At 29.6% G+C, this 24,649-nt stretch carries 22 protein-coding genes and 1 other annotated feature; of the genes, 8 read left to right on the forward strand and 14 right to left on the reverse strand.

The annotated features are described in order from the left end of the window. Window positions 1–139: 139 nt before the first annotated feature. From nadE to HBE96_RS11570, 6 genes are all read right to left on the reverse strand, one after another. Window positions 140–904: an NAD(+) synthase gene (gene nadE, locus HBE96_RS11545; protein WP_169297901.1), complete on the reverse strand. Its 765-nt coding sequence runs from the start codon at window positions 902–904 to the stop codon at window positions 140–142. A gap of 168 nt (window positions 905–1,072) precedes the next feature. Continuing rightward, a complete protein-coding gene (locus tag HBE96_RS11550; RefSeq protein WP_169297902.1) occupies window positions 1,073–2,542 on the reverse strand; it encodes a nicotinate phosphoribosyltransferase in 1,470 nt (489 codons plus the stop codon). A gap of 6 nt (window positions 2,543–2,548) precedes the next feature. After that, entirely contained in the window at window positions 2,549–3,094 is a 546-nt protein-coding gene (locus HBE96_RS11555; protein WP_169297903.1) for a cysteine hydrolase family protein, read from the reverse strand. A 160-nt stretch (window positions 3,095–3,254) separates the two neighbouring features. Continuing rightward, window positions 3,255–4,052 carry a ribose-phosphate pyrophosphokinase gene (locus tag HBE96_RS11560; protein ID WP_169297904.1) on the reverse strand — a complete coding sequence of 266 codons (798 nt, stop codon included), beginning with the start codon at window positions 4,050–4,052 and terminating at the stop codon, window positions 3,255–3,257. Window positions 4,053–4,646: 594 nt separating this feature from the next. Continuing rightward, entirely contained in the window at window positions 4,647–5,213 is a 567-nt protein-coding gene (locus HBE96_RS11565; protein ID WP_169297905.1) for a riboflavin biosynthesis intermediates N-glycosidase, read from the reverse strand. A gap of 17 nt (window positions 5,214–5,230) precedes the next feature. Then, complete coding sequence (locus HBE96_RS11570; protein WP_169297906.1) at window positions 5,231–6,130, reverse strand: NUDIX hydrolase; 900 nt, start codon at window positions 6,128–6,130, stop codon at window positions 5,231–5,233. Window positions 6,131–6,534: 404 nt separating this feature from the next. Here HBE96_RS11570 and HBE96_RS11575 point away from each other — a divergent pair, with 404 nt between their 5' ends. Both HBE96_RS11575 and HBE96_RS11580 read left to right on the forward strand, forming a co-directional pair. Continuing rightward, a complete protein-coding gene (locus tag HBE96_RS11575; RefSeq protein ID WP_169297907.1) occupies window positions 6,535–7,002 on the forward strand; it encodes a nucleoside deaminase in 468 nt (155 codons plus the stop codon). Window positions 7,003–7,026: 24 nt separating this feature from the next. Next, window positions 7,027–7,560, forward strand: a complete 534-nt coding sequence (locus HBE96_RS11580) for a GNAT family N-acetyltransferase (RefSeq protein ID WP_169297908.1) — start codon at window positions 7,027–7,029, stop codon at window positions 7,558–7,560. Window positions 7,561–7,703: 143 nt separating this feature from the next. Here HBE96_RS11580 and HBE96_RS11585 read toward each other — a convergent pair whose 3' ends face one another. The 3 genes from HBE96_RS11585 to HBE96_RS11595 all read right to left on the reverse strand — a co-directional run bounded on the left by HBE96_RS11585 (window position 7,704) and on the right by HBE96_RS11595 (window position 11,455). Then, the gene (locus HBE96_RS11585; RefSeq protein WP_169297909.1) at window positions 7,704–9,587 is read right to left on the reverse strand and encodes a PTS fructose transporter subunit IIABC; all 1,884 of its coding nucleotides are present in this window, start codon (window positions 9,585–9,587) and stop codon (window positions 7,704–7,706) included. A 207-nt stretch (window positions 9,588–9,794) separates the two neighbouring features. Beyond that, complete coding sequence (gene pfkB, locus HBE96_RS11590) at window positions 9,795–10,706, reverse strand: 1-phosphofructokinase (protein ID WP_169297910.1); 912 nt, start codon at window positions 10,704–10,706, stop codon at window positions 9,795–9,797. After that, window positions 10,703–11,455: a DeoR family transcriptional regulator gene (locus tag HBE96_RS11595; protein ID WP_169297911.1), complete on the reverse strand. Its 753-nt coding sequence runs from the start codon at window positions 11,453–11,455 to the stop codon at window positions 10,703–10,705. The genes pfkB and HBE96_RS11595 overlap by 4 nt, the downstream gene beginning before the upstream one ends. Before the next feature lie 492 nt (window positions 11,456–11,947). Here HBE96_RS11595 and HBE96_RS26315 point away from each other — a divergent pair, with 492 nt between their 5' ends. Next, window positions 11,948–12,106 carry a hypothetical protein gene (locus HBE96_RS26315; RefSeq protein WP_243186911.1) on the forward strand — a complete coding sequence of 53 codons (159 nt, stop codon included), beginning with the start codon at window positions 11,948–11,950 and terminating at the stop codon, window positions 12,104–12,106. Window positions 12,107–12,338: 232 nt separating this feature from the next. Further along, window positions 12,339–12,914 carry a Uma2 family endonuclease gene (locus HBE96_RS11605; protein WP_169297912.1) on the forward strand — a complete coding sequence of 192 codons (576 nt, stop codon included), beginning with the start codon at window positions 12,339–12,341 and terminating at the stop codon, window positions 12,912–12,914. Window positions 12,915–13,298: 384 nt separating this feature from the next. Here the strand turns inward: HBE96_RS11605 and HBE96_RS11610 are convergent, their stop codons facing one another. Beyond that, window positions 13,299–14,198, reverse strand: a complete 900-nt coding sequence (locus tag HBE96_RS11610) for a fumarylacetoacetate hydrolase family protein (RefSeq protein WP_169297913.1) — start codon at window positions 14,196–14,198, stop codon at window positions 13,299–13,301. Window positions 14,199–14,651: 453 nt separating this feature from the next. Beyond that, window positions 14,652–14,821: a binding site (T-box leader), on the forward strand. Window positions 14,822–14,893: 72 nt separating this feature from the next. Between HBE96_RS11610 and HBE96_RS11615 the strand changes: the two genes are divergently transcribed. Both HBE96_RS11615 and HBE96_RS11620 read left to right on the forward strand, forming a co-directional pair. Beyond that, window positions 14,894–15,163 (forward strand): ACT domain-containing protein, encoded by a 270-nt coding sequence (locus HBE96_RS11615; RefSeq protein ID WP_169297914.1) that lies wholly within the window; start codon window positions 14,894–14,896, stop codon window positions 15,161–15,163. Window positions 15,164–15,174: 11 nt separating this feature from the next. Further along, window positions 15,175–16,530, forward strand: coding sequence for a PFL family protein (locus HBE96_RS11620; RefSeq protein ID WP_169297915.1), 1,356 nt, complete (start codon window positions 15,175–15,177; stop codon window positions 16,528–16,530). A 161-nt stretch (window positions 16,531–16,691) separates the two neighbouring features. Here HBE96_RS11620 and HBE96_RS11625 read toward each other — a convergent pair whose 3' ends face one another. Next, the gene (locus HBE96_RS11625) at window positions 16,692–17,399 is read right to left on the reverse strand and encodes a YoaK family protein (protein ID WP_169297916.1); all 708 of its coding nucleotides are present in this window, start codon (window positions 17,397–17,399) and stop codon (window positions 16,692–16,694) included. A 437-nt stretch (window positions 17,400–17,836) separates the two neighbouring features. Between HBE96_RS11625 and HBE96_RS11630 the strand changes: the two genes are divergently transcribed. Then, window positions 17,837–18,490, forward strand: a complete 654-nt coding sequence (locus HBE96_RS11630; protein ID WP_243186912.1) for a DUF3298 and DUF4163 domain-containing protein — start codon at window positions 17,837–17,839, stop codon at window positions 18,488–18,490. 208 nt (window positions 18,491–18,698) lie between these two features. Further along, window positions 18,699–19,598 (forward strand): delta-lactam-biosynthetic de-N-acetylase, encoded by a 900-nt coding sequence (gene pdaA, locus HBE96_RS11635; protein WP_169297918.1) that lies wholly within the window; start codon window positions 18,699–18,701, stop codon window positions 19,596–19,598. Between the two features lie 65 nt (window positions 19,599–19,663). On the opposite strand, the gene hisC is transcribed toward pdaA, so the two are convergent. The 3 genes from hisC to HBE96_RS11650 all read right to left on the reverse strand — a co-directional run bounded on the left by hisC (window position 19,664) and on the right by HBE96_RS11650 (window position 24,291). Further along, window positions 19,664–20,767, reverse strand: a complete 1,104-nt coding sequence (gene hisC, locus HBE96_RS11640; RefSeq protein ID WP_169297919.1) for a histidinol-phosphate transaminase — start codon at window positions 20,765–20,767, stop codon at window positions 19,664–19,666. A gap of 33 nt (window positions 20,768–20,800) precedes the next feature. After that, complete coding sequence (gene buk / locus HBE96_RS11645; RefSeq protein WP_169297920.1) at window positions 20,801–21,862, reverse strand: butyrate kinase; 1,062 nt, start codon at window positions 21,860–21,862, stop codon at window positions 20,801–20,803. Between the two features lie 338 nt (window positions 21,863–22,200). Next, window positions 22,201–24,291 carry a sigma-54 interaction domain-containing protein gene (locus tag HBE96_RS11650; RefSeq protein ID WP_169297921.1) on the reverse strand — a complete coding sequence of 697 codons (2,091 nt, stop codon included), beginning with the start codon at window positions 24,289–24,291 and terminating at the stop codon, window positions 22,201–22,203. Window positions 24,292–24,649: the final 358 nt, after the last annotated feature.

A 24,649-nucleotide genomic window follows, 5' to 3' on the forward strand; every position in this document is an offset into this window, starting at 1 on the left:
TCTAAGAAGTTATTTTTCACCTTCAACCCTAATATAGCCATTTGTAATTGAACTTGGATTCGGCAAGTAATTTATATAAGCATTGATATAGCTATATTTTATTAGTATGAAAATTTTTTTATAAGGAAATTAAGTAGTATCAGTGATTTGCAGATTTGCCTGTCAAATTGAAATTGAATTCATATTTTGATGGTAAAATTCCTTTATGTCTATTATACTCATGTTTCAATTTAATTTTCTCGTCTATGTCTTTGTTTCCACAGGTTCCATTTTCTATAAACCTATTAATTTGTTCATAAGAAAAGCCTAATTTATCTTCATCAGATTGTCCACTTAATCCATCACTTGGAGTTTTATGAACTAATTCATAAGGTAATCCTAAGTAATCTCCTACAGCTATAACTTCTTCAGTAGTTAAATCTCCTATAGGATTAAAATCAAAGGCACTATCACCCCATTTAGTTGTATATCCTACAAAGCCTTCTGATTTGTTTCCTGTACCACATACTCTATAATGCATGCTTGCTGAAACAGCATATAATGTAGTCATTCTAAGTCTTGGAGGAATATTGATTTTAGCATCAATAGATAAACTACTTTCTTCCATTGCCTCTATCAATCCTTTGTATGCTTTTTCTATATTCACTATCTTGCATATAATTCCAAGAAGATTTACAATTCTTAAACTGTCCGATATATCTTTCTGCTCACCATTTGGCATCAAAACTCCAAATACTCTTTCCTTTCCTAAAGCTTCAACCAATAATTTAGCACTTATGAAACTATCTTTACCCCCGCTAATTCCAATAACTGCCCCATGAGCATTAGGTTGACTTTTAAAATAATCTTTAATCCAATTTATAATATTTTTACATTCCTTAGCTACATTAAAATTCTTTCTCATTTTTAATTCCTCCATTTCAATGTATTAATAAGAAGTATCTTTTATTAATACAATAATAATACTAACCTTGATATGAAAACACTAATTTATATAGATATTTAAACTTGAAAATTACTCTTTACACCCTCAAAATAGCAGTCACTTTCACATAAAATTTAAATTTTCTACTTAAAAGCTTTTATGGAGCTTGTTTCTTATTTCTGATAATGAATAGTCTTTTATCAATTTACCATCTTTAAATACAACTTGTAATAAATTATCTTTACATTTTTCCTGCTCTTCTATTGTCAATTCATCCTTATACAAAATATCTTGTCCATCTCTATACACATAACACATTCCTTTTTGTGACTTTTTAAAATTATCTTTATCTGTCTTTGGAGCTTTAAAGATGAACTTTTCTTTACCATCTATTACTGCGTGAGTAGCCTTTAATGCAAATCCAAAAGTATCTCTAGTATTGTACTGATAGGTGTATGATCCTATACCAAATACACAATTGCTTACTGCAAAACCTTTTTCTTCCAACACCTTACAAATCTCTTCGCATCTTTGGACAGTTATACTATCACCGTAAATTGTACCTATTTTGCTATTTAAGACTTTATATCCTTTTGAGTTAATTTCACCACCAAATATATCCCATAATAGCTCAACAGTTCCCTTATATTCATTACTATCCTTTGTAGCATCTTTATCTCCGCAAATTATTTTTACTGGATCTCCACTATCTCCTCTAATAACAATCTTTCCATCTCTATTCATAATATCTTCTTTTAATTCTGGAAGTATATTGGTTATGACATTCCAGTAATCATAGGTATCAGATACTATGCTCAAAACTCCACTTGGAAATACTTCTGTTATCAATCTTTTATATGCCTGAAATTCATCTTCTCCATAGCTGCACATTACACTGTGCTCTGTAGAAGGTGTTCCAAGTCCAACTAATTCTTCTTCTACATTGCAATTATAATATTTCTCTAAATAACTAATAGCAGGTATTGTTGCCGTTCCTACAAATGAAAGTAAATGTGCTGCACCACTAAGCTGGGCACTTTCCACAGAGCTAAAACCTCTCATACTGAAATCACCACAAGCATTTTTTACATTTCCATTTTCCACAGTGAGATTAAAATATTTTTCAACTATTTCTCTATATCTATATGCAATAGTTGCACTAGTCATTGGCTGCCATATATTACAGCTCATAAAGGTTTCTAAATAGTTCACAAGCCATGGAAAATCCTTATGTGTATTGGTGATTTCAATCATTGGAGTTTTAATATTTACTCTTAATCCTTCCTCTACCGCTTTAATTTGTATTGGCAAATATCCTAAATCATGAAGAGACTCAATATGCTTTGTATCAGCTGCCATTTTTCCCATAGTTGTAGAAATAATTCTTTTATACTCTAAAACCACAGTTTCCTTGTCCCTATTAAAGAAGTTTTCATTAAAGTATTCAATTAAATACTTCTTTATAAAAGGCTGAAGACCAAACATAACAACTTTATTCATATTTTCTTTTCTAGACATTCTTGGAGTCCAATAACTTACTAATTTAGTCAGTCCCTTTGCATAACACATATGATGAATTGTTTTATAAAAATCTGTTAATAAAAATGGATTTATCATTATAAGTTACCTCCTATTAATCACTTTTACTTGTAAGCCTTCCATTACATCTAACGCCTTTTCATGTAATGAGTCATCAAAACTAGCACAAAGACTTGCATCCACTACAACATCTGCATTTCTAAATTGTGATTGGAACATTACCACATTGCTGATTACACATATATTAGTAACCACTCCAATTACCTGAATTTCCTCAATATCATCACCTATTTCACTTGCTAATTCAACCATATCCTTTGGTTTAATTCCAAATCCTTCTTTTTCATGATGTAGTGTATTTTTTAAATTTGAGAAATCATTTATTTTTCCATACAACTTATGTCCGTTAGTACCTTTAATACAATGCATTACAGGTAAGTTTTTGCCTTCCCTTGTATTTAAATATTCTTCATAATGAGTATCATAGGTAAATACTACCTTATGTCCATTTTGTATATATTCATTAATCCTATTGTATATAGTCTTCTCTAATGTTTTTGCCTTTTCAAAACCTAAAGTTCCATCCACAAAGTCACTTTGATAATCAACAACCACCAATAATTTTTTCATAACAAATACCTCCATTTAAACTCTTTAAATTTAATTATAGATATACAACATCATATTTAAATTTTATTATCTAATCAACATTAAAATTTATCTTTGATTTTAAGTAAAATTACTATTTTAGGTCATATATCTATAACATATTTATTCATTCTTAAACTTCTTAAATTTCATACACCTTAATTTTTTCATGATGCTTACTTAAAATACTGTCTGTTGCATATATAGCTTTTACTAAATCATTTTCTAATAGTTCCCCTTTAAAAACTGTATCTTCAAGGTGTGTAACTACTAAATATATTTCATCTGCTCCCATTTCCTTTAGCTTAGAGGCTGTTAATACAAAGGTACCTCCCTTTGAACATAAATCATCTACTATAATGGCTTTAAAATTTTTATCTTTTACACTGCCATTAATGTCTAACTTTTTTATAAATCCTGTTTTAAAATCTCGTTCTTTATTTGCAGTTAAGATTTTTTCATAACTTATATCTTTTCCATACCTCTTTGCTGCACCTGCATCTGGATAAACTAAGTATACATCTTCTTTTGCATTGTTCAACTTTTTTAGTAAATCCTCAGCTAAAATTTTTGACATATTCACTACCTTAACTCTGTCTAATAATGCAGTGCATACATCTGAATGCGGTTCATAAATTGTTACACTTTCAAAATTCAAACTGTTAATTAATCTGCATAAATGCTTTAATGTAAAAATCATTATTCCTTCAGTCCTATCCATTCTGCTGTAAGGCATATATGGAAATACCAAATTACTCTTTACTTTTAATTCATCTAAGTGCCCTTTTAAAAATATTAAATGAGTTATATCCTCATCATTTTCAAATTTAACCTTGATCTCATTATTACTTATTTTTAATTTTAAATTTTCACTATGAATCATAGATTCACCATTAGGAAACTTTTTAAACTCCACCTTTTCACCGTTAAAATAAATCATTTTTCAGCCTCCTCTAAAATAAAAAAATATCTTTTCTTATTATTCTTCCTAAAATTTTTATAATTCTTATAAAAACAAGCACATTTGTAAAAATATCAAATATAATTGCTATGCATCATATTAACAAATTGATATTAACATATTGTTAATATCAATTTGTTAATATGATAATACACCTTATTTTTCCACATGTCAATAGATATTTTAATTTTTTATTTTAAAAAGTATGCCTTATAAACATTAATGTCTGTAAGGCGAAAACTTTTGTTTATTCATAAAAAAGCTGTGGTCATTTCCACAGCTTAAAATATCTCTTTAATTTTATTTTAATTAAATCTATTTTTTCATTTTATTATATGTATATATTATCATCTATCGTTTAGCTAAAAACACATTATCAAGTGATTCTTAGACTCAGGTGAAGTTTGCTTGTGAGGAATACCTCTCTACATCTGAGTCTTAGAAGAACTTATCCAGGCACGTAGCATTGCTTATCCCCTACTTAAGTAGAGAGCCAAAATCTATGATTTTGTGTGAATCACTTACTCCTTCCACAATAGGAGAAGGAGTTTCATATAAAGAAAAATGGGGGTATTAGCAATGGTAGTGATCGGATAAAAGAATTTTATCTCTAACTTCCGTTAAAGCAAATCCTAAAAGATTTGATCCTTTCCAGTACAAAGGATTTTCTATGTTAGGATCATCCTTAGACATACCTATTCCCCAAATTCTATCATATGGACTTGCTTCTACCAAAACTCTATCTTTCGTTTGAATTAAAAATTCTTTAAGATTTTCATTTTGAGTAAACTTTGCATAGTTGCCATTAACTATGATAGAATATCGTGATTTTACCCAAAATTCTTCATCAAAGTTTTTCACCTTTCTACCTAATGTCTTCATTTGTTTAGGATTACTACTTTTCATTATTTCATCCAAAGTTTCATTATCTTTAAAAAGTCTAGCCTTCTCTGCCATCATATACTGCTCCATACAACAATAAGTATATCCATCAATAACAAAATTTGCTTTCCACCACTGGCTTAAACAAGTTTTTGTAATACTGCCATCTCTAGAAGGCTGATGTCCCCAAAAAAATAAATATTTAATTCTTTTTCCTTTTTGAAAATCCTGTTTTAAACTATCAATTGTATATTTCATTTTTATAATTTTCTCCTTTATATATTTCTTTTCCAACCTGAATTGTATCTAAATAATTTTGAAGGTCTGTGTCCTGCATCTTTTGTAAATTGATTTGTTTCAATAACCATGTTTGAAACCTTTCTTCTAAAAGCTGCTGCTAAAAGTTCTTTTCCTTGTATAACTTCATAAACCTGTTGAAGTTCAGTTAAAGTAAACAATTCTGGCATAAGATTAAAAGCTAAACTTGTATACTCAATCTTATTTCTTAGTCTATTGATTGCATATTCAATAAACTTACCATGATCAAATGCAATTCCCACTGATTCTATAATTTCTCTATCTATTTTTCCATCTAAATTCTCTGTAACCTTTATTTTAGCAGACAATTCTTCACTTTCATTCCAAAGTTTTATTTCTATTATCTGTTCATAAATATATCCTTTTTCCACTACTTCTTTTTTCTCTTGAAGTAGATTATACCTAACATTAAACCATGCTGCATCCTCTTCATGGCATCCTGCTTTAATACTCAACGAATTACTATCTATTAAAGCCATGTAAGATGAACTTATTACTCTAGTTCTAGGGTCTCTATTAACTTCTCCCCAGGTATATAACTGCTCTACATAAATATCATTAATATTGGTTTCAGCTCTTAATACACGTAAAGCTGATTCGTCTAAACTTTCATTAACATCTACAAAACCACCAGGAAGTGCCCACTTCCCAATACATGGATGATCTCCCCTTTTTACTAAAAGAATTTTTAAAGATTTTTCTGGAAGCTTCCTGTAATTTTCTTTTTCTTCGTTCATCACTGTAAAGATAAGCATATCCACAGTAAAAGATGGTTTTTGATATATACTATCATCATATTGTTTTAAAAATTCTTCTTCAGTTAGTCCTTGTTTATTTTTTATATGTATATCCTTCATAATTATCCCCTTAAATTCAGTTTTTATCTTTTTGATATTATCACGTTGTTGATAACATAATATACTTAACTCCTAATTTTGTCAATATATTATGTAAAAAACAATAAATACCAAAAAGTGTACAACTAGCATTATTGTGGCTTTTTATAAAAAAATAACTTACAAAAATTAATATCTAAATATAGATATACAACATAATAATCCAGTCCTACATTACTTTGATTTTATAACAAAATTAAGATTTTCAAGTTGGATCTCTACATATAATTGAATAATTCAGTATTAAAAATATTTATGCTTTCAAAAAATTAATAAATATATTTAAATACTATGGTATAATTTTTATAAGAAATAAATGTTAATTATAAGAAAATGTGACATATCAATTTTTTAGGAGGATACATATGAGAACAGATGAATTTTTTATGAAGAAAGCAATAGAATTATCTGCATTAGCAGTAGAACATGGAAATGAACCTTTTGGAGCAGTTCTTGTAAAAGATAACGAAATAGTTTATACAAATGAAAATCAAATATATACTGCAACTGACCCAACATTCCACGCTGAAGCTGGACTAATTCGAAGATTTTGCAATGAAACACATATTGTAGATTTACATGAATATACTTTGTATTCAAGCTGTGAACCATGCTTCATGTGCTGTGGTGCAATGGTTTGGACAAAGCTTGGCAGACTGGTTTATGGAGCAAGTGATATTGACTTATGCAATTTATTAGGGGAAACTGGCAGTCGCTGCAGCCAAATTGTATTTGAAAATTCACCATTTAAACCAAAAGTAACAGCAGGAATATTGCGAGATGAAAGTCTTCAAGTATTAGAAAAATATTTTTCTCATAATACAAAAGGTTAAACTCTAAAATGGAGGGCATTTAATATGATAATAAAACTTGAAAAATTTAGTTGCAAAGAAATTCCACAATTAATTTCATGGGTTCCTAATAAAGAATTTCTACTTCAATGGGCAGGTCCTTCATATACGTTTGAATTATTGGAAAATCAACTTCAAAATGATATAAATATGATGTTAGAAGAAGATCCTAAAAATATGATGTTTAGTGCTAAACTAATTGAAAGCAATGAAACAGTAGGTCATATAGAATTGCTATGGATAGATAGAGTAAATATGTCTGCGCGAATAGGCAGAGTTCTTGTAGGAAAAGAAGAGTATAGAAATAAAGGAATAGGATTGCAAATGATTAATGCCATTTTGAATATTGCCTTTAATGAACTAAATTTGCATAGGGTTGATTTGGGAGTATTTGATTTTAATTTACCTGCAATAGCCTGCTATAAAAAAGCAGGATTTATAACTGAAGGAAATTTTAGAGAATGTAGAAAAATAAATGGTAAGTATTGGTCATTGCTGAATATGAGTATTCTTGAAGATGAATATAGAAATTTAAAATAACGTATTTTTTTATGCAGTATTATAATGAAGATTTCTTATATAACTAAAAAAGTCTAAACTAACTTCCTCTAAAAATTAAAATTGCAGCTAATTCTCATCACTTATGGTGAGAATCAGCTGCAATTTTTAAAATATCTTTTCTATTATTTTTCTTCTACCGGTTTCTTTAAAACACCAAGTAATACTGCTGTTATTAATGATCCAATTAATATTGCTAAAGCATATAGCCAAGGGTTTCCTTTAACTATAGGAATTACGAATATTCCACCATGAGGAGCTGGCAAGCCTATATTAAACATCATAGTTAGAGCACCTGCAACTGCTGAACCTATAATTGCTGAAGGTAATACTCTAGCTGGATCTGCTGCTGCAAAAGGTATTGCTCCTTCTGTTATAAAGCTTAATCCCATTACATAACAAGTTTTTCCTGCATCCTTTTCTTGTCTTGTAAACTTATTTTTAAATATAGTAGTTGCAATAGCAATTCCAAGTGGTGGAACCATACCACCTGCCATAATAGCAGCATGTGGATAAAAATTGTTTGCACTTATCATTGCAAGACCAAAAGTATAAGCTGCTTTATTTACTGGACCACCCATGTCAACAGCCATCATTCCACCTAAAACTAAACCAAGCATAACTTTGTTTGCTGTACCCATAGAACTTAACCATGCTGCAAGTCCTGTATTAATTGCCTTAACAGGATTTGCCACAACAAGTAGCATTATTGCACCAGTAATAAATATTCCAAATAGAGGATATAAAAGCACTGGTTTTATACCTTCCAAAGACTGTGGAAATCCAGCAAATGCCTTCTTAAGAAATACTACTACATAACCACCAAGGAAACCGGCAATTAATCCACCTAAGAATCCAGCACCAGTAGTATTTGCAAGTAATCCACCAACCATTGCTGGAGCAAATCCTGGTCTATCAGCTATACTCATACCTATAAATCCAGCAAGTACAGGTATCATTAGTGAGAATGCTCCGCCTCCTCCACCAATGTCCATTAACAATTTTGCTATTGGGCTAAATGCTGGATCTTTTGGATCAAAAGCTTTTATTCCAAACATAAAGGATATAGCAATTAATATACCACCACCTACAACAAAAGGAAGCATATTTGAAACACCATTCATAAGATGTTTGTAAAATCCTGTTCTTTCATTTTTAGTAGGAGAACCTTCGTGACTTCCAGTATGATGATATACTGGAGCATCTCCATTTAATCCTCTATTTATAAGTTCTTTTGGTTTCTTTATTCCCTGTACTACAGGAACTTGAATTACCTTTTTACCTTCAAATCTAGCCATTTCTACTTGCTTATCTGCAGCAACTATTATAGCATCTGCTCTTTCAATTTCATCTTCTGTTAATCTATTCTTTACACCTGTAGAACCATTAGTTTCTACCTTAATGTCCACACCCATTTCCTTTGCTTTATTCTTTAAGGAATCTGCTGCCATATAAGTATGTGCTATGCCAGTTGGGCAAGCTGTTACTGCTAATATAAATCCTTTTGACTTAGCATGACTCTCTTCTTTTTGTGGTTCTTGTTCTTTTAAATATGCTTTTTCCTGATTATCAATTAAAGTTAAAATTTCGTCTTCTGATTTTGCTTCCATAAGTTTTTTTCTAAAATCTTCATTCATAAGCAAACTTGATAATCTAGATAAAGTATCTAGGTGATCATTATGTGCTCCTTCACTAGCTGCTATCATAAAGAATATATGTGCATCGCTTCCGTCTAAAGATTCATAGTCTATACCTTGTTTTGATCTTCCAAAACACAATGCTGGAACTTTGACTGCTGATGTCTTCGCATGAGGGATTGCTATACCGTCACCTATTCCTGTAGAAAATTGTTCTTCTCTTGCTAATATTGCTTTTTTATATTCTGCCTTATCATTTAGCTTTCCTGCTTTACTTAACTTATTTACTAATTCGTCAATTACTTCAGATTTTGTTTTAGAATTTAAGTTCAAAATTATAGTATCTTTTTTTAATAACTCTGTTATTTTCATATTTTTTCCTCCCTTTTGTAATTTAAAGGTTTTCATCTTCAAGTTTTAAATAGTGTTTATATTTTATTTAATGATCAGATGAGTTAAATGTCTAAATGACATTTAACAATCTTGCCCAGGATCAAATGCCTAAGTGGCATTTAATGATCTTCTGATGCAATAAAAGTATTCCTCATAAGCAAGCACCACCTAATCTTAAGAACTATTTTATATTTTTGTTATATTTATTTCTTTCAGTAATGCTTCTACTTGCTGCTTTTTACATAAGTCCATAGAAAATGCTGTAGCACTTCCTGATGCTGCTCCATATTTTAAAGCTTCAACTAAATTTAAGTTTTGAGAATAACCTGCTAAAAAACCTGCTATCATAGAATCTCCTGCACCTACTGAATTTTTTACAGTGCCCTTAGGTGCTGATGCTTGATATACACCTTCATTACATAAAAGTAATGCTCCTTTTGACGCCATGGATATAATTATATTTTCTGCTCCCATATCTCTAAGCTTTTGCGCATACCTTATGATTTCTTCTGTAGTTTCAATTTCTACTCCGAATATTTCACCCAATTCGTGATTATTGGGTTTTATTAAAAATGGTTTATATTTTAATGTTGAAGTTAATGCTTCTCCAGTAGTATCTACTATTACTTTAACCTTTTTATTTAAACATATCTCTTGAATTAGTGAATATACGTTAGCTGGTAGTGACTTTTGTACATTACCTGCAAGTACTAAATAATCATCAGAGTTTAAAGCTTTTACTTTTTCAAATAATCTATTTAAATCTTCTTCTTTTACGATAGGACCAGCTCCATTTATCTCTGTTTCCTCTTTAGATTTAAGCTTTACATTTATTCTTGTGTCCCCATTAACCTCTATAAAATCAGTGCAAACACCTTCATTTTGCAGTGAGTTTTTTATAAATTCACCTGTAAAACCTCCTATAAAACCTAAAGCCGTATTCTTTATACCAAAATTATTTAAAACTCTTGATACGTTTATACCTTTTCCACCAGGATATTTGTTTTCACTAACCACTCTGTTTACTGCTGCTGGTTTAAAATCATCTACTTTAATAACATAATCTATAGATGGATTAAAAGTTACTGTACATATCATTTGTTATCTACCACCTTTATAATTGCTTTTTCACTATAATCTTCATAGTCTTCCATTCTAGAATTAGTAATAATCACAGCTTCATTTAAATCTCCTACTTTTACAAAGCTAACTTCTCCAAACTTGCTTTCATCAGCTAAAACAAAAGTTTGTTTTGAATGTTTCATAGCATTTTCTTTTAGTATCGCTTCTTCTGAATCAGGTGTAGTATATCCACATTCTGTATGAATGCCATTAATGCCTAAAAAACATTTATCAAATCTAAATTTTTGAAGATTTTTTAAAGCATCTGATCCTACAACTGCTTTTGTGGTAACTTTAATTTTTCCACCTAGGATATAAGAATTTATATTTTGTTCTACAAGAGTATTTATATGCTTTAATCCATTAGTAACTATAATTATATTTTTCTTATCTATATACTGAATCATTTCAAATGTTGATGTTCCTGCATCTAAGTAAATGCTGTCCCCTTCTTCTATAAGTGATGCAGCAAATCTAGCTATGCTTCTTTTTTCATTTACACTTTGAACTTCTTTTTCTTGATAACTAAGTTCAGTCAACCTTCCTTTAGGTAACGTTGCCCCTCCATGTATCCTCTTAAGTACATTAACCTTTTCAAGTAGAGTAAGATCACGTCTTATTGTAGATTCTGATGTATTAGTTATTTCTACAAGCTCATTTATTTTTGCTATTCCTTTTTTCTCTAGAAATTCTAATATCAAATTATGTCTTTCTTCTGTAAGCACTTATTACCACCTTCTTTACTGCCTATGTAAACATTATAATATAGGAATTTTCAAAAAACAATCACTTTTTTTCAAAAATGCTCATGAATATTTTGGATTTCAGTCAAAATCAGTCACTATCAATTATTATGTATTGGTAATAGCTTTTTTTAGTTTAACTCATACACTGATATTATAATCAGAATTTTTTAACTAACATTAATCGATATGATAAATTCAATCTATATAAAAAAGAAATATACTTAATTTTGCTAATAAGGAGATGATTATATGTTTGATTACATCTTGCATGATAACAAAGAAATTTTTAATTTCTCACCATTTTCACGCTGAGGTTATCAATGTAATTCACCTGTAGGTGGTACAATTGGAAACTTAATATCACCTTCCCCAATCAGCGCACCCCCAAACTCTATTCCATCAAAATCTAGAGGCTATAATAATATTGATTTAACCGGAGTAAACATTAATGGAAATGCATTGAAAGGCCTTATGTTTAAACCCATATATATGTGGCTTAGAGATGGTACAGAATTTTGGTGCTGGATTTCATATATATTTTCACCACATCTTGGTGGCTTTATGTGGGACGGTTTTAGATGGATAAATTTTGAAGTTGATTTAAGGAAAATAGATGTGTATTCAGATTGAATGAAACAATTTACATTTTAACTTGTATTTAATGATATATGATGGCATTTCATCACTTTAAAGATTTTTACATCACGCAATGTCAATTATATTGTATTACTGGTAATTATATTATAAAATATAATCATCCTATACAAAACTTTTAAACATTTTTAATACAATATGATTTATACATGTAAGAAACTATAAATTTCATAGATATTGCACAAGTTAAGAATAAAGGAGTGATTTTATGCCGTTACCACAAGAAAACAAGAAATATACTTATGCTGATTATTTCACATGGCCTGATGAAGAAAGATGGGAAATTATTGATGGAATACCTTATATGCAAGCTGCACCATCATGGCAACATCAATCAATATCATTAGAATTATCAAGGCAATTTGCAAATTATTTAATTAATAAATCTTGCAGGGTATTTACAGCTCCCTTTGATTTAATAATTCCTGAAGAAAATAAAAAAGATGAAGATTGTGCAAATGTAGTTCAACCTGATCTTATAATTGTTTGTAACAAAGAAGGTTTAAAAGGCACAGGCTATTATGGTGTACCTTCTTTAATTATTGAAATATCGTCCCCCTCTACTACAAGAAGAGATAAAGTTTTTAAATTTAATAAATATGAAAAAGCAGGTGTAAAAGAATACTGGATAGTTGAGCCAGAAGGCAAATTTATAAGTGTATTTGTTCTACAAGATAACATGAGATATGGAAGGCCTGAAACATATACTGAAGAAAACAAGATTAAGGTATCTATTTTTTCTGATCTTGAAATTGATTTGAACACAGTATTTGATTCTATTTAAACAGCAATATAATAAATTGGCATTTCCATATTAGAAAATGAGGTTAATCTTATAATTTTCGAAATTTTCTTTAAGCAAAGTTCTTATCAAAACTTATTGCCATTGATAAGAACTTTATTTTATTAAGGCATATGAAAGAAAATAGCAAGTCAAAGATGTTAGTATATTTTGCGATCGACAAGTAAACAGGTTCCGCTGATAGTTGTTCTATCAAAGGGTTCTATTGACGCAGTATGACGCAAAATATACTAACATACTGACTTGTTATTTTTTTGAATATGCCTAAGTAAAATTGTATTCTAATTCTATATGATTATTTCCTGCGTATTTATAAGTATTTTACTCTATAAAGACCTATGTTATCCACACATTTTCTGTCATACTTTAAATAACTTTTACCTTATTAATTAGCTTTCCTATTTTCTCAATGGAACATTCTATTAAGTCACCATCTTTTAGCACCTTTATAGGTTCAAATCCCATTCCTACTCCACTTGGAGTACCAGTACATATAATGTCTCCTACCTTTAAAGTCATTCCTTTGGATAAATCACTTATAATATACGGAATATCAAATATCAAATTTTTAGTATTTGAATTCTGTCTTAGTTCTCCATTAACACTGCATTTGATATTTAACTCTACAGGAAATGGAATGTCTTTTTTATGTACTATGCAAGGTCCCATAGGACAAAAAGTATCTAAACTTTTTCCTTTAAACCACTGTTTATGCTTTCCTTGTAAATCTCTAGCAGATACATCATTAACTATGGTATATCCAAAAATATATTCTTCCGCATCCTCTTTTCTGATATTTACTCCGTCCTTTCCAATTACAATTGCAAGTTCAACTTCATAATCTACTTGATTCGTCACTTCATAGGAAAATTTTATTTCATCTTCATGACCTATGGCTGGTGCTGCTATCTTTGTAAAATATATAGGTTCTTCAGGTATACCAGTACCTGCAATTCTAGTTATTTTTATTTCCTTTGCATGTTCAACATAATTTTTTCCAAGACACAAAACATTTCTCTTTGGATAAGGTATAGGTGCTTTTATCTTTACATCACTTAAAGATAAAAGTTTTAAATCTACTTTTTTCTTAATAACATTTTCTATCTTTTTCAGCATATCTTCACTATATTTCTCTATTAGTTCAATCATACTTTGGGGCTTTTCCCATGACATACAATTTGCAATATCCTCTACAGATACTACCTTATCTCCTTTTATAATTCCTACGCTTTCTTTTCTCCCAAACTCATATGTTATAAATTTCACTATAATACCTCCTAATAATTTATTTAGTCTTCAAAAACCTAATTAAAGATTTTTTGTAGTATAGCAGAAAAAATCTTTAATAACTATTAGTCCTTCATTTTTAATTACTGAATTTAAATTGTTTATATTATTATAATAGTTTAAATAATAATTTTCTGCAAACTTATAATTTTATTATTCGGAAAATAAAGAATAAAATATTTTTATTGACAATATTTAAAATTATGTTACAATAATTTTAAACAATTTTATAGGTCACTGTGATAAAGAGGAGTAGTATTAAGTTTCTTTTAAGAGAGGCTGCAATCTAAGTGTAAGTAGCTAAGAACTTATTGTGAATGGCGCTTTGGAGTGATAAATAATAAAGTAGGGCTTATGCCAAAAAGGGTGGAACCGCGGAAATGATTTTCGTCCCTTGAGGTATAGTCTTTTTTTATACAATTCAAAATTTAATAATCTGCTGTGATAAAGAGGAGTAGTAATTATTTTCTTTAAAGAGAGGTTGTATTTGCTGTAAGCAACTAAGAATTTATTTATGAATGGAACTTTGGAGCAATATTCTATTGAAAGATGGACTTATGTCAAGAAGGGTGGAACCGCGGAAAATATTTTTCGTCCCTTTACTTGAATATAAGTCTTTTCTATATATCAAAATATATATGTACCAAAATATAAAAATAGGAGTGGTGTTATTTATGAAAGGTATTATTACTGTAGTTGGAAAAGATAAAGTAGGTATTATAGCAGGTATAAGTAATGAACTTTTACATCTAAACATAAATATTTTGGATGTAACTCAAACTATTATGGAAGACTTCTTTACAATGATAATGTTAGTAGATCTATCTAATTCTAATGTGTCTTTTGATAAAATTAAAGAAACTTTTTTATCAAAGGGAAAAGAATTAGGTGTAGATGTAAAAATTCAAAGAGAAGAAATTTTTAATTCAATGCACACACTTTAGGAGGAATTACAATGAATATAAATAATGTATTAGAAACTATAAAAATGATAGAAGAAGAAAAATTAGATATTCGTACTATAACTATGGGAATATCACTTCTAGATTGTTGCGATTCTGATGGAGAAAAATCAAGAATTAAAATATATGATAAAATAACTAGATGTGCTGAAAACCTGGTAAGAGTAGGTAAACAAATAGAAAATGAATTTGGTATTCCTATTGTAAATAAAAGAGTTTCTGTAACCCCTATTTCAATAATTGCAGGTTGCTCTAGTGATACTGACTATGTTAAATATGCTGAAACACTTGATAAAGCTGCTGCCACTTTAGGCATAGATTTTATTGGTGGTTTTTCAGCTTTGGTACATAAAGGCTATACTAAAGGCGATAGAATATTGATCCAGTCCATTCCTGAAGCTTTAAGTCATACAAAACTTGTATGTTCTTCTGTTAATGTTGGTTCTACTAGATGTGGAATAAATATGGATGCCGTAAGGGAAATGGGAACTATAATCAAAAAAACTGCAGAACTTACAAAGGATTCACAAGGTTTAGGCTGTGCTAAACTAGTTGTATTTGCAAATGCTGTTGAAGATAATCCTTTTATGGCTGGTGCTTTTCATGGTGTAGGAGAAGCTGACACTATAATAAACGTTGGTGTAAGTGGACCTGGAGTTGTAAAAAGAGCTTTAGAAAAAGTAAAAGGACAAAGCTTTGATATTGTTGCCGATACTATAAAGAAAACCGCTTTCAAAATTACAAGAATGGGGCAACTAGTGGCAAAAGAAGCTTCTAGTAGACTAAATGTTCCTTTTGGTATTATAGATTTATCCCTAGCGCCAACTCCTGCAATTGGTGATAGTGTAGCTCATATACTTGAAGAGCTTGGACTTGAAAGTTGTGGAACTCATGGAACTACAGCAGCACTTGCTCTATTAAATGATGCTGTAAAAAAAGGCGGTGTAATGGCATGCAGTCATGTGGGAGGACTTAGTGGTGCTTTCATACCTGTTAGTGAAGATGCGGGTATGATAGATGCTGTAAATAACGGTTCTTTAAATATAGAGAAACTAGAAGCAATGACCTGTGTATGTTCTGTTGGCCTTGATATGATTGCTATCCCCGGAGATACTTCTGCATCAACTATTTCGGCTATAATCGCAGATGAAGCTGCTATAGGTGTTATAAACAATAAAACAACTGCTGTAAGAGTTATTCCTGCTCCTGGTACAAAACTTGGGGATGTAGTTGAATTTGGCGGACTTTTAGGTCATGCTCCCGTTATGGCAGTAAATAAGTTTTCTAGCGAAGACTTTATAGCTAGAGGAGGAAGAATTCCAGCTCCTATCCACAGCTTTAAAAACTAGAAATTTTATTAACCTTATTACAATCTTTTGCATAGAATAAATTAAGTGTTATTTTGTTATAGTAAAAATTCACAATATAAAAATAATGTGACGCAAAGATTCAGTAGCAGTTTGTATTTTAATGTATTTTCAAACAACCTTTTGTCTTTTATAAAATCAGATTAAAGCTCATCCTCATTAAGTAATATTAGTGAAAAAATCAATATAGCAACAGAAACCCATACTGCTTTAGATCCAATAGATAATGTGAAAAGTCCGCCTAAAAAGGCACCAAATAAAAATGAAAATATCACAATAAAATAATGAGTGGCTTTTATAGCAGAATTCCTGTCTTTAGTTGTAAAAGCTATATAAGCTGCTTGTGAAGCAGAACGTAAATTACCAGTACACATAGTTGTAGCATATGGAGAATCAACCAATTTTCTAAAAGAAGAAGTTTGAATGGATGCTACAAAAGAAATTGTAACAGTTACAAAAACATTATAAACATTATTAGGTATAAATCCTATAATGAAAAGTAAAGCTATTTCAATAATTAATATAGCACGCTCTGAATTTTTTATAAAGGTAGCAGACGAATTCTTTTTAATGGTTTCAGCAACTACTACTCCCAATATAAATGCTAAAATAGGTAGAGCGTGTACTAAAGTTTGCATCCAATTTTTATTTAAAGCGTCTATGCCTACTAGAACAATATTTCCTGTTTGAGCATTAGCAAAAACACCATCTCTTCCTATGAAGGTATAAGCATCTAAAAATCCACCAACTATTGCTAGAAGTATTCCTAGATGTAAAGACTCACAAGTTACATTAAATATATGATTCTTTATTTTATTTTTTTCTATTATATTTGCATCTTTAGTAAGCAAGGTATAAGGACTCCTTTCAATGAAATGATAACTACTATTCATTATACTATTAATTTAAGCTATATGCATAACATTTTCACAGCGTAATAGACGATATCTTTCAGTGTAATGCTATTCAATTGATTTTTCTTTGATAATTGTAACTTATATATAATATAAATAAAGATGATTTAGGTTATTTAGAATTAGTCGATGAACATTATAGATAACTTTTTTAGTTAAAAGTTAAGAAGGAAGAACTAATAGTTAATGTTGATTTTTTCTGTTACACTACAAAAAATTATCCTTTACTATTAACTCTTCTTTATTAGCTCTTAACTTACTAAGCTTTGCTTCGCATTATGCTTATTTTCTAAAACTAACTACATATAAATAATTTAGAGGTGAATTTTACATTGTATATTTTATATCCGTTTTATTGTCCATTCGCTAATTATATGCGTACTCCAAACAATATTACAGTGAATTCAAAAGAGATAAACTCTAAAGAAAAATACATTCAACAAAACTTAAAAATCCCTGTACTAAAAGGTATATATAACAAGAACATAGAAAATGATATTAATAATTCAATTAAAAATGATATTATGGAATTCAAGCAGCAAATGGAAGACTCATCTACTGAGTATGGTACGAAGGCTGAAAAGCAAGGCAAAAAGTTTGTTCCTTTTGTAACTTCAAGCAATTATAGTATTACCTATAATAAAAATAACATTATAAGCATCACTATGTTTTACTACGAGTTTATAAGTGGAAAACATTCCTATATTAAAACATCTTATAACTTCAATTTAGTTTCTGGCAAACCTTTATCCTTAAAGGATCTATTTAAACCAGGCGTTCCATATAAAGAAATTATTAATAAAGAAATCAAAAGACAGTTATATAAAAATAAAGAAACATATCTTTCTGGTACTTCTCTAAACTTCAAAGGCATATCAGACGATCAGCCATTTTATTTAGATAATGGTAATATTGTAATATATTTAGGGTTTAACGAAATTGCATCTAACACATCAGAAATTCCTATAGTTAAAATTCCTTTTTATACTTTAAAAAATTATACAAAGCCATTTATCACATCACCATAAATACTTTTAAATAATATAGAATGTGCCAATGAATCTTACTTAGTGGGAATTTGTTTATCCCACTAAGTCCAGATGAATTATCCATAAGCGTATCTATTCAAAATAAACAATTATACATATTTGCACTATATTTACACTTATTTAACCTTAAATTTTGCATATAATATTTTTATACTTAAATTTGGTTTATATAAAAGAAGGTGGCTATATGCGTATATTAAGTACCGCTATTGCATCAATACTTACAATTAACACTTTAACTGGTGTTAACTTAAAAAAAAGCGAAAATAATATTTCTTCACAAAATGCTAATATGTATATTGAATCCATTTATGAAAACAAAAGACATTCATTACTGGACATATCAAATTTTTTAAAAAATAATCTAAGTAATTCTCAAAATGGACTTAGCACTAGAGAATATGAATGGTATTTTCAGCCCCGTAAGGATAAAAATCCACCCCTGGCTCCTAAAGAAACATCAAGTTTTGTACCAAAATATTCTTGCTATCATTTAGGAGATACTTCAAAGAAAGTTTTATATCTAACTTTTGATGAAGGCTATGAAAATGGATATACCGGTCCTATTTTGGATGTATTAAAAAAGCATAAAGTAAAAGCAGCGTTTTTTGTGGTTAAACCCTATATTAATTCTAATGAAGATTTAATCAAAAGAATGGTTGATGAAGGACATTTAGTATGTAATCATAGTTCCCATCATCCTTCAATGGCTTCTATAACAGATACAGAAAAATTCAATAAAGAATTTACTGAAGTAGAAGAAGCCTTTGAAAAAGTTACAAATGGCAAAAAAATGCCTAAATACTTTAGACCACCTATGGGAAAATATAGTGAACTATCCTTATGTAACACCAAAAGCCTTGGCTATAAAACTATATTTTGGAGCTTTGCTTATATGGATTGGGATCCTCACAAACAGCCTTCTCATGAATTTGCTAAAAAACGTATAATGGATAAAACTCATAATGGTGCCATTGTATTATTACATGCAGTTTCAAAAACTAATGCCGAAATATTAGATGATGTAATTACAGAATGGAAAAATCAAGGATATGAACTTAAAAGCTTAGATGAGCTACCAAAATAATAAAAAGGAGTTGTTAAAAGCCCCCCCTTTAACAACTCCTTTTTAAACTTATATAATAAATTAATTTAATTAGCCTTAAGTACTTCTTCTAACTTTTCTATAAATTTTTTAGTTTGTTCTATAGTTCCTGTACTTACTCTAAGCCAGGTATTCCACCCCCATAAATATCCTGCTCTTATTATTATTCCTTTTTCTAAAAGTTTTTGAAATACTACTTTAGAATCTTTATTTACATTAACAAATACAAAATTCGCACTTGATTTTATATATTCAAAGTTATTTTTTTCAAAATACTCTTCCATTAAGGCTAAAGATTTATAATTTAATTCTACTGTTTTTTCTATGTGTTCCTTATCTTCTAATGCACCTAAAGCTGCTGCTTGAGCAAGTCTGTTTACACTAAAAGTTAATTTTATTTTATACATAGCCTCACAGATTTCTTTTGATGTTAAAAGATATCCTAACCTTACAGCTGCTATTCCTGCTACCTTTGAAAATGTTCTTAAAATTATGGTATTAGGCCTTTCTTTTAATATATTTAAACTCTCAGGATATTCCTTATTTTTTATGGCATATTCGTAGTAAGCTTCATCAAATACAACAACTACATCCTGTGGTAAATTTTTTACTAAGTAATCTTCTTCTGATTTAGTCATTATGTTTCCTGTTGGATTATTAGGATTGCATATAAATATTAATTTAGTTTTCTCATTAACGCTTTCAACAATTTTTTTAACATCCTGTTTATATTCTTTATCAAGAGGAACATTAATTACAATTCCTCCTAAGAAGGATACATCTGTAGCATACTTACCAAAAGTAGGAGTAGCTATTAATACTTCATCTCCAGGATTTATAAATGTTTCCGCAATAGTTTTTATAAGCTCTTCTCCGCCACTACCAACTACAACATTTTCAAATTTCACATTATGTTTTTCTGCTAACTTTTCTCTTACCTTTTTTGCAGCAGAATCAGGATACATATTTATATTTTTAACTTCATTTTTAATATATTCCATTGCTTTAGGTGATGGTCCTAATGGATTTTCATTTGATGCAAGCTTTTCAATTTCATTTATCTTTAATTCCCTCTTTAAATCTTCAACTGGCTTTCCTGGAACATAAGCCTTTGCTGAATATACCTCATTTCTAAATAAACTCTTTGCCATTAATATTTCCCCCATCCTAAATATATTCTAAATTTAACCTAAATTATATTCATGCGCCTCTTCTTCTCCCTTTATAACTCTAAGTGCTCCTAAAGCAAGAGATTCTAACTCATTTTCTCCTGGTAATATTTCCACAGGAGCAATAAACTCTACTCTTTCTTTTATCCATCCTGTCATCATTTTTGAATAAGCAATTCCCCCTGTAATTACTACTGCATCAACCTTACCTTTTACCACAGTAGCAAGTTCACCTATTGCTTTTGCAATTTGATATGCCATAGCCTCATACACTAATTTGGCTTCAGCATCTCCATTTTCAATTCTCTTTTCTACATCCAATGCGCTATTAGTTCCTAAATAAGAAATTAAGCCACCATCTCCTCTTATTTTCTTTTTCATTGTTCGCTCATCATTTTTATAACACATTTCTATTAATCGTTTACAAGGCACTCTTCCTGATCTCTCTGGTGAAAATGGTCCTTCTTCATCAGTAACAGCATCTACCATTTTTCCTTGTTTATGAACAGTGAGTGATATTCCTCCACCTAAGTGAGCAACAACCAAATTACATTCTTCATAAGGTTTTCCCAACTTTTTTGCTGTCTTTAAAGCTGCTGCTCTCATATTTAGGGCATGAATAAAACTCTCTCTTTTTATATCGGCAAGTCCTGATATTCTTGCGATGTCCTCAAATTCATCTACAGCCACAGAATCATATATAAAAGCTGGTATATTTAAAGGCTTTGCTATTCTATATGCAATTATAGCACCTAAATTTGACGCGTGTTCTACTATTGGTCTTTTAGCAAGCCTTTCTACCATAGAGTCGTTTACTTTGTAAGCTCCTGACTTAACTGGAGGCAAAATTCCTCCTCTTCCAACTACTGCTGCTAAATGATGAGCGTCAAAATCTACTTCCTTTAAAAATTTCATTATAGCTTCATATCTCATATCATACTGATCCGCTATATTTTCATATTTTCCTACTTCTTCACTTGAATGTTCTATAGTCTTTTTAAATAATTCTTCTTTTTCATCATAAATAGCTATTTTAGTTGAAGTTGAACCTGGGTTTATTGCTAATACTTTGTACATTTTTTAACCTCCTGATTCTAACATTACTTGATGTATAGTTAAATAGCAAATATTATGCCATGCACTAAAGAGGACTCTTTTTTTAGCTTTTAATGTTTTTATTTCACGATTTTCATATTATACTATTTCCTTGTTAATAACGCTTATGCTAGTATTTAAATACCACTTTCCATCATCAAATTAATTTAAAACTCACCATAGTATCTAAAATTCTGTTTACTTCTTTCAGCATAGAATAATTGGTATTAATGGTACTGTCTTTTAGCACCATTAATACCAATTATTCTAAACATCAATTCATATGAAAATATTACATATATTAATCATCAAGAAACAGCTTATTTTGAAGCTGACATTTCAAGTTTCAAATACTTAAGCACTTTAATACCATATTCCGTTATCACACTGCCTCCTCTCCCCTTATATACTTTTGCCATAAGAAACTTTTCTAAATTAATCAATATTAATCTTGCTTCTTGCTCACTTATAAAAAATCCCTTATCCTTTGCTTTTTTATATATAGTTCTTCTTCCTATTCTGGTTTTACTAGTATAACTTTTTTTAAGTTCTTCCATTATAAATATATATTTATCGAGTTTTTCATCCGCTGATTCCAAAAACTCTTCCAACATCTTTTTCTCATCATAAGTTAAACTATTTTCATTCATATCAACTTCATCATTAAATGGTAAATCTTTTACATCTATATATTCTAATTCTAAATTAGCAAGATACTCAACATAATTTTTAAGTTCTCTTACATTTCCTCTCCAGTTATGATTAATCAACACTTCTTTTGCATCTTCAGTAAAATGAAATTCATCACCAAATTCAACCTTCATTTCATTAATTAAAAATAATATATCATCTTTTCTCTCTCTTAAAGGTGGAATTTTTAAAGGAAGTACATTTAATCTATAATATAAATCTTCCCTAAATTCACCTTTTCTAACCATTTCTTTAAGGTTTCTATTTGTAGCTGCTATTATTCTAATGTTTACTTTAATTACTCTGTCTCCACCTATTCTCATAACTTCTCTTTCCTGAATAACCCTCAAAAGTCTCATTTGAAGATTTATTGGCATTTCTCCAATTTCATCAAGAAATAATGTTCCATTATGAGCTAATTCAAAAAGCCCTAGTTTGCCACCTTTTCTTGCTCCCGTAAAAGCCCCTTCTTCGTATCCAAATAATTCACTTTCTAAAAGACTTTCTGGCAGCGCACCACAATTTACTGCTACAAATTGATACTCCTTCCTTTTTGAGCTATTATGTATAGCTTGCGCAAACATTTCTTTTCCCGTTCCAGTTTCCCCTGTAATCATAATAGAAGAATCAGATTTCGCCATTCTTTTTGCAATATTCTTACACTTTTTTATTGACTCGCTTTCTCCTATTATGTCTTCAAAATTATATTTTGCTACATGCCCTTTACCAATAAGTTGCTGTCTAAACTTATGCTGATTTTTTTCTATATCACTAAACTTTCTTACTATAGCAACAGCTCCATAAAGTTTTCCCGAATGAATTATCGGATGTACCGATGCTACTATATCATATCCATTTATTTTTATAAGCTTTTCTTTAACTGCCTCCATATTCTTTAATGCTTGTTTAAACGGAATGTCAGGCATTATCTCTAAACCATGTTTATTCATAACATAGTCTTTTTTATACCCTATAATACTTTCTGCCATTTCAGTATAAGTACATATTATTCCTTTATTATCAATTCCTATAATACCATCATCTAAAATCTGAAGTACTATATCTAGCTCACTTTCAAATCTGTTCGTCAATCCAATTATATTTGACAATCCAAAATTTGTAGTAACAATCTCCCTATAACTTTCTCTAATGTTTTGTCTTTGTAAAATACTACTTAAATTCAGTTTTTCCCCAATATCGATTATGGTATTAAGCTCCAAAAGAGTATTGCCTATATTAATAACCTTTTTACACGAATATTGGTTCCATGTAGACGTGCCCAGTACAATAGCATAATCTTTATAAACTTTCCTATTACTTCCCGGGTACCCTGGCTCTATATCTATATGCCTTATCCCTAATTGATACAGAACCCAAACCATCTGCAATGCCATTTCCTTACTTTCATCAATAAGCACTACAGAAGCCCCTTCCTCTATTTGCATAACTTTTTTTAAACCCACTTCTGAAATTGTCCTGTTAGCCATAATTACATCAATTTCTTTTTTCATATACGGTTTAATAAATTTGAAAACATCTTGAGATTGGACTAACACTAAATCTGCATTTATCTCTTTTTTAATATTGGGGCCTTCAATACAAAGTTTATCTAAAATTATATTATCTGAAAACAAAGTCTTTATTTGTTCATAATAAGTATTGGCGCTTAATTCACTGTAACTTATTATAAGAAGCTTTTTTTTATTTATTTTTTCTAACATCTTTTTCACCCTTTATACTTATTACATTTTCTTCTATACAATTAGTTATTTTACTATAGTTTTATTGAAAATTCTACTATCCTCCAGTATTCAAACATATAATTATAATACTAATACAAGTTATATCAAATGAATCTTAACTTTACTTATTCAAAAACTAACTGTTTTTTACTTTATCATTAATAAAGGTAATGCGATTATAATATGAAATAATCTTTTAGATATAATATATAGATGATTGCAGAATTGAAAATTAGAAAATGTGGATAACTTTTGAAAATTTACTTAAAAATCTAGAAAAAAAGAGTACGACAAAAAGCCTTTTGATAAAAAGGCATGCGTAGCATGTAGTTTGATA

The organism is Clostridium muellerianum, assembly GCF_012926525.1.
GTDB lineage: Bacteria > Bacillota > Clostridia > Clostridiales > Clostridiaceae > Clostridium_AM > Clostridium_AM muellerianum.